Origin of the sequence: Helicobacter pylori (assembly GCF_021062735.1) — a bacterium.
Taxonomy (GTDB): domain Bacteria; phylum Campylobacterota; class Campylobacteria; order Campylobacterales; family Helicobacteraceae; genus Helicobacter; species Helicobacter pylori_DN.
In genome coordinates this window covers 22637-33678 of the sequence record NZ_JAHXLB010000008.1, presented here as the reverse complement: position 1 = coordinate 33678, position 11042 = coordinate 22637, and the positions used below count along the sequence as shown (strand labels likewise).

At 40.8% G+C, this 11042-nt stretch carries 4 protein-coding genes; all 4 read left to right on the top strand.

The window, feature by feature from the left end; translation table 11 throughout:
• The first annotated feature begins 2 nt into the window (after positions 1–2).
• Genes bioV through lysA form a run of 4 tightly spaced genes read left to right on the top strand, consistent with a single transcriptional unit; the run spans position 3 to position 11040 of the window.
• A complete protein-coding gene (gene bioV, locus KX581_RS04675) occupies positions 3–521 on the top strand; it encodes a pimelyl-ACP methyl ester esterase BioV (RefSeq protein ID WP_231175713.1) in 519 nt (172 codons plus the stop codon).
• A gap of 12 nt (positions 522–533) precedes the next feature.
• Positions 534–1007, top strand: a complete 474-nt coding sequence (locus tag KX581_RS04670; RefSeq protein WP_231175712.1) for a DUF4149 domain-containing protein — start codon at positions 534–536, stop codon at positions 1005–1007.
• Positions 1008–1054: 47 nt separating this feature from the next.
• Positions 1055–9775 (top strand): immunomodulatory autotransporter protein ImaA, encoded by an 8721-nt coding sequence (imaA, locus tag KX581_RS04665; RefSeq protein WP_231175711.1) that lies wholly within the window; start codon positions 1055–1057, stop codon positions 9773–9775.
• A 47-nt stretch (positions 9776–9822) separates the two neighbouring features.
• Positions 9823–11040: a diaminopimelate decarboxylase gene (gene lysA, locus KX581_RS04660; RefSeq protein ID WP_231175710.1), complete on the top strand. Its 1218-nt coding sequence runs from the start codon at positions 9823–9825 to the stop codon at positions 11038–11040.
• Positions 11041–11042 lie beyond the last annotated feature (2 nt).

The following is an 11042-nucleotide window of genomic DNA, read 5'->3' as shown; positions in this document are numbered from 1 at the left end:
AAATGCGTTTTTTTAGTGGTTTTGGGTTCATTAATGAAAGCGTTTTGTTTGAAGAGTGGCTTTTAAAAGGGGCTTATGATGTGTCAGGCTTTTCTATGGGGGCGATTAAGGCGATAGAATACGCTTATAATGAAATCTCACAACAGCGCCGCATCAATTCTTTGTTATTGTTTTCGCCTTGCATGTTAGCGCATAAGAGTTTGGCGTTCAAACGCTTGCAACTTTCTTCGTTTCAAAAAGACTCACAAAGCTACATGGATAACTTTTATCAAGAAGTGGGCTTGAGCGCTCAATTGGAGCGTTTTAAAAAAGAGGGTTCTTTAGAAGAATTAGAATTTTTATTGAATTACAAGTATAGTGATTCTATAATTAGATTTTTATTAGAAAAAGGCGTGAAGATTGAAGTGTTTATCGGGTTAAAGGACAGGATCACTGACATTCAAGCCCTTTTAGAATTTTTTACGCCTTTAGTTCAAGTGTGGCAGTTTAAGGATTGCAACCATTTGTTGCAAAAATCTTAAAAAAGGTGGAAGATGAAAAAATTTGGTTTAGGGGTGTATTTGCTTCTTTTAGGTATTTTGGGCGGCTCTTTGATCATTCTAGGAGCGATAGTTGCGCCCATTGTTTTCAAAGCTTCAAGCATTTTACCCGAATTGAATCTAACTCCCTTTGAGAGCGGGAAACTCATGGCGCAAATCTTTGTGCGTTTCAATTATGTTTTAGGCGCGATCGGTTTTGTGGTGTTACTTTATGAAATCATTTCGTTTATTTATTATAAAAGATCGTTAGTGTATTTGATCCTTGGCGTGGCGATAGCGGCGTTGTGTTTGCTCTTTGTTTTTTATTACACGCCTTATATTTTAAACGCTCAAAAAGCGGGCGAAGCGGTGCTTCAAAGCGCTGAATTTGCCCGCTCGCACGCTCAAAGCGAATGGCTGTTTAAGGAATTGTTTGTGCTGGTGTGCGCTTTGTTTTTTTGGCGTTTGCTTGGAAAAAATGCGGTTTGATTTAAAGGAGAGGTTTTACTATCTAGGAAATGAGAGGGTAGCATTTAATGAAAAAGTTTAAAAAGAAACCAAAAAGTATCAAACGATCGCATCAAAAAACAATCTTAAAGCGTCCTTTATGGCTTGCACCTTTACTGATTGGTGGGTTTGCTAGTGGGGTGTATGCTGATGGAACGGATATTTTAGGGCTTAGTTGGGGGGAAAAAAGCCAAAAGATATGCGTGCATCGTCCATGGTATGCTGTATGGAGTTGCGATAAATGGGAGGAAAAAACACAACAATACACAGGAAACCAACTCATTACAAAAACTTGGGCAGGGGGTAATGCGGCTAATTACTACCACACTCAAAACAACCAAAATATCACAGCCAATTTAAAAAATGATAACGGCACTTATTTTTTAAGCGGTCTGTATAACTACACCGGAGGGGAATATAATGGGGGGAATTTAGACATTGAATTAGGCAGTAACGCTACTTTTAATCTAGGTGCGAGTAGTGGGAATAGCTTCACTTCTTGGTATCCTAATGGGCATACTAATGTTACTTTTAGCGCTGGGACTATCAATGTGGATAACAGCGTAGAAGTGGGCAATCGTGTGGGATCGGGAGCTGGTACGCACACCGGCACAGCCACTTTAAACTTGAACGCTAATAAGGTTACTATCAATTCCAATATCAGCGCGTATAAAACTTCGCAAGTGAATGTAGGCAATGCTAACAGCGTTATTACCATTAATTCGGTTTCTTTAAATGGGGATACTTGCAGTTCTTTAGCTAGTGTGGGCGTAGGGGCTAATTGCTCCACTTCAGGGCCTAACTATTCTTTTAAAGGGACGACTAACGCTACTAACACGACCTTTAGCAATGCAAGCGGCAGTTTCACTTTTGAAGAGAACGCCACTTTTAGCGGGGCGAAATGGAATGGGGGGGCATTCACTTTTAATAAAGAGTTTAGTGCTACCAATAATACCGCCTTTAATAGCGGTAGTTTTAATTTTAAAGGTGCAAGCTCTTTTAATGGTGCTTCGTTTAGTAACGCCACATACACTTTTAATAATCAAGCCACTTTCCAAAACAGCTCCTTTAATGGAGGGACTTTTACTTTTAATAACCAAATTAATCCAGCTAACAGCGCTCAGCACCCCCAAATTCAAAACAGCTCTTTTAGTGGTAACGCTACCACTCTTAAGGGTTCTGTGAATTTTGAGCAAGCCTTTAACAATTCAAACCACCAACTAACGATCCAAAACGCTTCGTTTAATAACGCCACTTTCAACAATGCCGGTAAAATCACCATTAATGAGAGCGCGAGTTTTAACAACACGATATTCAACACTTCTGTTGATGCAAACAACATGAGTGTTACCGGTGGCGTTACTTTAAGCGGTAAGAATGACTTGAACAATGGCTCAACCCTTGATTTTGGGAGTTCTAAAATCACTATCACTCAAGGGACGACTTTCAACCTCACAAGTTTAAGCAGTGAGAAGAGCGTAACGATTTTAAATTCTAGCGGTGGGATCACTTATAATCATCTTTTAAACCATGCAATCAACAGCCTAACAAACGCCTTAAAAACGAACAAAAGCTCTTCAGATCCGCAAAGTTTCGCTCAAGGTTTGTGGGATATGATCACTTATAATGGGGTTACCGGGCAGCTTTTGAATGAAAACGCCACAACCTCTAAAACCACTGACTCTTCGCCCTCTAAATCTTCTACAAACTCCACGCAAGTTTATCAAGTGGGCTACAAAATAGGGGATACTATCTACAAACTGCAAGAAACTTTTGGCCCTAATTCCATCATTATCCAGGCTTTAGAGAGCGGGACTTACACGCCACCCCCTGTCATTAGCGGCTCCAAATTTGACTTATCCGCTTCAAATTATATTAATTCTAATACGCCTTGGTATGATCATAAATATTACATCCCCAAATCCCAAAATTTTACAGAGAGCGGGACTTATTACTTGCCGAGCGTTCAAATATGGGGGAGCTACACTAACTCGTTTAAACAAACTTTTAGCGCTAGTGGTAGTAATCTGGTGATTGGGTATAACTCAACATGGACTGATCATAATGTTTCTTCTAGCGACACGGTGTCTTTTGGGGACACTTCAGGGAGCGCTCTTAATGGGCATTGCGGACCTTGGCCCTATTACCAATGCACAGGCACGACTAATGGCACTTATAGCGCTTATCATGTGTATATCACAGCGAATCTGCGTTCTGGCAATCGTATAGGCACGGGTGGGGCAGCCAATCTGGTCTTTAATGGGGTAGATAGTATCAATATCGCTAACGCTACCATCACGCAACATAACGCCGGGATTTATTCAAGCTCCATGACTTTTTCCACGCAAAACATGGACAATTCGCAGAATTTGAATGGCCTAAATTCTAACGGCAAACTTTCCGTGTATGGCACCACTTTCACTAACCAAGCCAAAGACGGGAAATTCATTTTCAATGCAGGGCAAGCGACTTTTGAAAACACCAACTTTAATGGAGGGAGTTACCAATTCAGCGGTGATAGCTTGAATTTTTCAAATAACAACCAGTTCAATAGCGGTTCGTTTGAAATTAGCGCAAAAAACGCTTCGTTCAATAACGCTAACTTTAACAACAGCGCTTCTTTTAACTTCAATAATTCTAACGCAACCACTTCGTTTATGGGGGATTTCACTAACGCTCATTCAAATTTGCAAATCGCTGGGAACGCTGTTTTTGGAAATTCTGCTAATGACTCTCAAAATAACGCTAATTTTAATAATACCGGCTCTGTGAATATTTCAGGGAATGCAACCTTTGATAATGTGGTGTTTAATGGCCCCACAAACACGAGCGTGAAAGGGAAAATTACTTTAAATAACATCACTTTAAAAAACCTGAACGCTCCTTTGTCTTTTGGCGATGGGACAATCACTTTTAACGCTCATTCGGTGATTAATATTGGTGAAGCTATCACTAATGGCAACCCTATCACCCTTGTAAGCTCTTCTAAAGAAATTGAATACAACAACGCTTTCAGTAAAAATCTATGGCAGCTCATCAACTACCAAGGGCATGGGGCTAGCAGTGAAAAACTCGTCTCTAGCGCGGGTAATGGCGTCTATGATGTGGTGTATTCTTTCAATAACCAAACCTACAATTTCCAAGAGGTTTTTTCACAAAACAGCATTTCTATCCGGCGTTTGGGCGTTAGCATGGTGTTTGATTATGTGGATATGGAAAAATCGGATCACTTATATTATAAAAACGCTCTCGGTTTTATGACCTACATGCCTAACAGCTATAACAATAATTTAGGGAATGCAAACAACACCATTTACTATTACGACAACAGCATTGATTTTTATGCGAGCGGGAAAACTTTATTCACTAAAGCGGAATTTTCTCAAACATTCACCGGGCAAAACAGTGCGATCGTTTTTGGGGCTAAAAGCATATGGACGAGCTTAAGCGATGCGCCGCAATCTAATACCATCATTCGCTTTGGGGACAATAAGGGAGCAGGGAGTAATGATGCGAGCGGGCATTGCTGGAATTTGCAATGCATAGGCTTTATTACAGGGCATTATGAAGCGCAAAAGATTTACATCACCGGCAGCATTGAAAGCGGGAATCGCATTTCTAGCGGTGGGGGCGCGAGCCTTAATTTTAACGCCCTTCAAGGCATTCTTTTAACGAACGCGACTTTGTATAATCGCGCCGCTGGCACGCAAAGCTCGTCTATGAATTTTATCTCTAACAGCGCGAACATTCAGGCTCAAAACTCCTATTTTATAGACGATACCGCACAAAATGGCGGTAACCCTAATTTTAGTTTCAACGCTTTGAATCTGGATTTTTCTAACAGCTCTTTTAGAGGCTATGTGGGGAAAACGCAATCTGTTTTTAAATTCAATGCCAAGAATACGATTAATTTCACCAACAGCACGAATTTAAGCTCTGGTTTGTATCAAATTTCAGCTAATAATGTGTCGTTTGACAATTCCAATTTAAGCGTTTCAGTGGGGACAAGCAGTATTAAAGCCAATGCGATCAATCTTTCTCAAAACGCCTCTATCAATGCGAGCAACCATTCAACCTTAGAACTTCAGGGCGATTTGAATTTAAACGACACCAGCTCGCTCAACCTCAACCAAAGCACGATTAATGTTTCCAACAACGCCACGATCAACGATTATGCGAGTTTGATTGCGAGTAATGGCTCTCACCTTAATTTTAACGGGGCGGTTAATTTCAATTCAGCGAATATTACTACGAGTTTGAATGATTCTTCTATCGTGTTTAAGGGAGCGAGCTCTTTAGGAGGGCAGTTTAATTTAAGCAATAACTCTTCTTTAGATTTTCAAGGCTCTAGCGCCATTACCTCTAACACGGCGTTTAATTTCTATGATAACGCTTTTTCTCAAAGCCCCATCACTTTCCATCAAGCCCTTGATGTTAAAGCACCCTTGAGTTTGGGAGGCAACCTCTTAAACCCTAACAGCAGTAGCGTGTTGAATTTGAAAAACAGCCAGCTTGTTTTTGGCGATCAAGGGAGTTTGAATATCGCTAACATTGATTTACTAAGCGATCTAAACGATAATAAAAATCGTGTGTATAACATCATTCAAGCGGACATGAATAGTAATTGGTATGAGCGTATCAGCTTCTTTGGCATGCACATCAATGACGGGATTTATGATGCTAAAAACCAAACCTATAGTTTCACTAACCCCCTTAATAACGCCCTAAAAATCACCGAGAGCTTTAAAAATAACCAACTAAGCGTTACGCTCTCTCAAATCCCGGGTATTAAAAACACGCTCTATAACATTGGCTCTGAAGTCTTTAACTACCAAAAAGTTTATAACAATGCTAATGGCGTGTATTCTTATAGCGATGACGCAGAAGGCGTGTTTTATCTCACTAGCAATGTGAAAGGCTATTACAACCCCAACCAATCCTATCAAGCCAACGGCAGCAACAACACCACGAAAAATAACAATCTAACCTCTGAATCTTCTATCATTTCGCAAACCTATAACGCGCAAGGCAACCCTATTAGCGCGTTACATGTCTATAACAAAGGCTATAATTTCAATAATATCAAAGCGTTAGGGCAAATGGCTCTCAAACTCTACCCTGAAATCAAAAAGATATTAGGGAATGATTTTTCGCTTTCAAGTTTGAGCGATTTAAAAGGCGATGCACTAAACCAGCTTACCAAACTCATCACGCCTAGCGACTGGAAAAACATTAACGAGTTGATTGATAACGCAAACAATTCGGTCGTGCAAAATTTCAATAACGGCACTTTGATTGTAGGAGCGACTAAAATAGGGCAAACAGACACCAATAGCGCGGTGGTTTTTGGGGGATTAGGCTATCAAAAGCCTTGCGATTACACCGATATTGTGTGCCAAAAATTTAGAGGCACTTATTTAGGGCAGCTTTTGGAGTCTAGCTCGGCTGATTTGGGCTATATTGACACGACTTTTAACGCTAAAGAAATTTATCTTACCGGCACTTTAGGGAGTGGGAACGCATGGGGGACTGGGGGGAGCGCTAGCGTAACTTTTAACAGCCAAACTTCGCTCATTCTCAACCAGGCTAATATCGTAAGCTCACAAACCGATGGGATCTTTAGCATGTTAGGCCAAGAGGGCATCAATAAGGTTTTCAATCAAGCCGGGCTCGCTAATATTTTGGGCGAAGTGGCGGTGCAATCCATTAATAAAGCCGGAGGATTAGGGAATTTGATAGTAAATACGCTAGGGAGTGGTAGTGTGATTGGGGGGTATTTAACGCCTGAACAAAAAAATCAAACCCTAAGCCAGCTTTTAGGGCAGAATAATTTTGATAACCTCATGAACGATAGCGGTTTGAACACGGCGATTAAGGATTTGATCAGACAAAAATTAGGCTTTTGGACCGGGCTAGTGGGGGGATTAGCCGGACTAGGGGGCATTGATTTGCAAAACCCTGAAAAGCTTATAGGGAGCATGTCCATCAATGATTTATTGAGTAAAAAAGGGTTGTTCAATCAGATCACCGGCTTTATTTCCGCTAACGATATAGGGCAAGTCATAAGCGTAATGTTGCAAGATATTGTCAAACCGAGCGAGGCTTTACAAAACGATGTAGTGGCTTTAGGCAAGCAAATGATTGGCGAATTTTTAGGCCAAGACACGCTCAATTCTTTAGAAAGCTTGCTGCAAAACCAGCAGATTAAAAGTGTTTTAGACAAAGTCCTAGCGGCTAAAGGCTTAGGGCCTATTTATGAACAAGGTTTGGGGGATTTGATCCCTAATCTTGGTAAAAAGGGGCTTTTCGCTCCCTATGGCTTGAGTCAAGTGTGGCAAAAAGGGGATTTTAGTTTCAATGCGCAAGGCAATGTTTTTGTGCAAAATTCCACTTTCTCTAACGCCAATGGAGGCACGCTCTCTTTTAACGCAGGAAATTCGCTCATTTTTGCCGGAAACAATCATATCGCTTTCACTAACCATTTTGGAACGCTTCAATTATTGTCTAATCAAGTTTCTAACATTAATATCACTACGCTTGATGCTAGCAACGGCCTTAAGATTAACGCCGCTAATAACAATGTTTCCGTGTCTCAAGGCAATCTGTTTATCAACGCTAGCTGCACGCAACAAAGCAATCCAACTACAGCTAACATTACAAACCCTTGCACGCTTAGCGCCCAAAGCGCAAATGGCGCTTCTTCTAATAACGCGTCAAATAACGCGCCAATCGCCTTGAATAATAACGATGAGAGCTTGATGGTTACGGCGAATGATTTCAATTTTTCAGGCAATATTTACGCTAACGGGGTGGTTGATTTTTCAAAGATTAAAGGCTCTGCAAACATTAAAAACCTGTATCTTTACAATAACGCTCAATTCCAAGCCAACAACCTCATTATTTCCAACCAAGCGGTGTTAGAGAAAAACGCTAGCTTTGTAACGAATAATTTAAACATTCAAGGAGCGTTTAACAACAACGCCACGCAAAAAATAGAGGTGCTTCAAAATTTAGTGATCACTTCAAACGCTTCTTTAAGCACCGGGATTTATGGGTTAGGAGTAGGGGGGGCTTTGAATCATTTTGGAACGATTAATTTCAATTTAGAAAATTCTCAAACGCCTGTAAATCCGCTCATTCAAGCAGAGGGGATCATTAATCTCAACACCACCCAAACGCCTTTTATCAATGTCAATAACAGCATGGCCAATAACACGACTTACACTTTATTGAAAAGCAGCCGTTACATTGATTACAATATCAACCCTAATAGCTTGCAATCGTATTTGAAGCTCTATACCTTAATCAATATCAACGGAAACCACATAGAGGAAAAAAACGGCGTATTGACTTATTTGGGCCAACGGGTTTTATTACAAGATAAGGGGTTATTGTTAAGCGTAGCGTTGCCTAACTCAAATAATGCCTCTCAAAACCATATTTTAAGCCTTTCTGTTCTTCATGACCAGATTAAAATGTCTTATGGCAACAAGATCATGGATTTTACCCCCCCTACTTTACAAGATTACATTGTGGGCATTCAAGGGCAAAGTGCACTCAATCAAATTGAAGCTGTTGGGGGGAACGCTATCAAGTGGCTTTCAACATTGATGATGGAGACTAAAGAAAATCCGCTTTTTGCGCCGATTTATTTAAAAAACCACTCTTTGAATGAAATCTTAGGCGTAACAAAAGATCTTCAAAACACCGCAAGCTTGATTTCTAACCCTAATTTTAGGGATAACGCTACCAACCTTTTAGAATTGGCGGGTTACACCCAACAAACCAGCCGTTTAACAAAACTCTCTGATTTTAGGGCTAGAGAGGGAGAGTCTGATTTTTCTAAGCGTTTGTTGGAGCTTAAAAACAAGCGTTTTAGCGATCCTAACCCTGGAGAGGTTTTTGTCAAACACTCTCAACTTAGCAAACACCCTAATAACCTTTGGGTTCAAGGGGTGGGGGGAGCGAGCTTTATTGCTGGGGGCAATGGCACGCTTTATGGCTTGAATGCGGGTTATGACAGGTTAGTTAAAAATGTGATCCTTGGGGGTTATGTGGCTTATGGCTATAGCGACTTTAATGGGAACATCATGCATTCTTTGGGTAATAATGTGGATGTGGGGATGTATGCTAGGGCTTTTTTAAAAAGAAACGAATTCACTTTGAGCGCGAATGAAACTTATGGAGGCAATGCAAATAGTATCAATTCTTCTAATCCCTTGCTTTCCGTGTTGAACCAACGCTATAGTTATAACACTTGGACAACGAGCGTGAATGGGAATTACGGCTATGATTTCATGTTCAAACAAAAAAGCGTGGTGTTAAAACCTCAAGTGGGTTTGAGCTATCATTTTATAGGCTTGAGTGGGATGAAGGGCAAAATGAATGATGCCGCTTACAAACAATTTCTCATGCATTCAAACCCCTCTAACGAATCGGTTTTAACGCTCAACATGGGGTTGGAGAGCCGTAAATATTTTGGTAAAAATTCCTATTATTTTGTAACGGCAAGGTTGGGTAGGGATCTTTTGATCAAATCTAAAGGCGATAATGTGGTGCGTTTTGTGGGCGAAAACACTTTATTGTATCGCAAGGGGGAAGTTTTCAACACTTTTGCGAGCGTGATTACAGGGGGCGAAATGCATTTGTGGCGCTTGATGTATGTGAATGCGGGGGTGGGGCTTAAGATGGGCTTGCAATACCAAGATATTAATATAACCGGGAATGTGGGCATGCGAGTGGCGTTTTAGCTTTTTTGCTATAATGCTTCGTTCAAATTTTATGATTAGGTTTTTCTATGTTCAATTATGAAGAGCTGTTTCAAACTCACAAAACCCCTTTTTATCTCTATGATTTTGACAAGATCAAACAGGCTTTTTTGAATTATAAAGAAGCGTTTAAGGGGCGTAAATCTTTGATTTGCTACGCTTTAAAGGCGAATTCCAATTTGAGTATCCTCTCCTTATTGGCGCATTTAGGGAGCGGGGCGGATTGCGTTTCCATAGGCGAGATATATAGGGCTTTAAAAGCTGGGATCAAGCCTTATAGGATCGTGTTTAGCGGGGTGGGTAAGAGCGCATTTGAAATAGAGCAAGCCCTAAAACTCAACATTTTATTTTTGAATGTAGAAAGTTTTATGGAATTGCAAACGATTGAAAAAATCGCCCAATCTTTAGGGATAAAGGCTAGGATCTCTATTAGGATCAACCCTAACATTGACGCTAAAACGCACCCCTATATTTCTACCGGTTTGAAAGAAAATAAGTTTGGCGTGGGAGAAAAAGAAGCTTTAGAAATGTTTCTTTGGGCTAAAAAAAGCGCGTTTTTAGAGCCTATTAGCGTGCATTTTCATATCGGATCACAGCTTTTAGATTTGGAGCCGATTATAGAAGCGAGCCAAAAGGTGGCTAAAATCGCTAAATCTTTGATAGCGCTAGGGATAGATTTGCGTTTTTTTGATGTGGGCGGAGGGATTGGCGTGAGCTATGAAAATGAAGAAACGATTAAGCTTTATGATTACGCGCAAGGGATTTTAAACGCGCTTCAAGGCTTGGATTTGACCATTATTTGTGAGCCGGGCCGATCGATCGTGGCTGAGAGTGGGGAATTGATCACGCAGGTTTTGTATGAAAAAAAGGCTCAAAACAAGCGCTTTGTGGTTGTGGATGCGGGCATGAATGATTTTTTACGCCCCAGTTTGTATCATGCTAAGCATGCCATAAGGGTTATAACGCCCTCTAAGGGGCGTAAGATCTCGCCTTGCGATGTGGTAGGGCCTGTGTGTGAGAGCAGCGACACTTTTTTAAAAGATGTCCATTTGCCAGAATTAGAGCCAGGCGATAAAATAGCGATTGAGAAGGTTGGGGCTTATGGCTCTAGCATGGCCAGTCAATACAATTCGCGCCCCAAACTCTTAGAATTAGCCCTAGAAGATCACAAAATCAGAGTGATTAGAAAAAGAGAGGCTTTAGAAGATTTATGGCGGTTAGAAGAAGAAGGCTTAAAAGGGGTTTGATT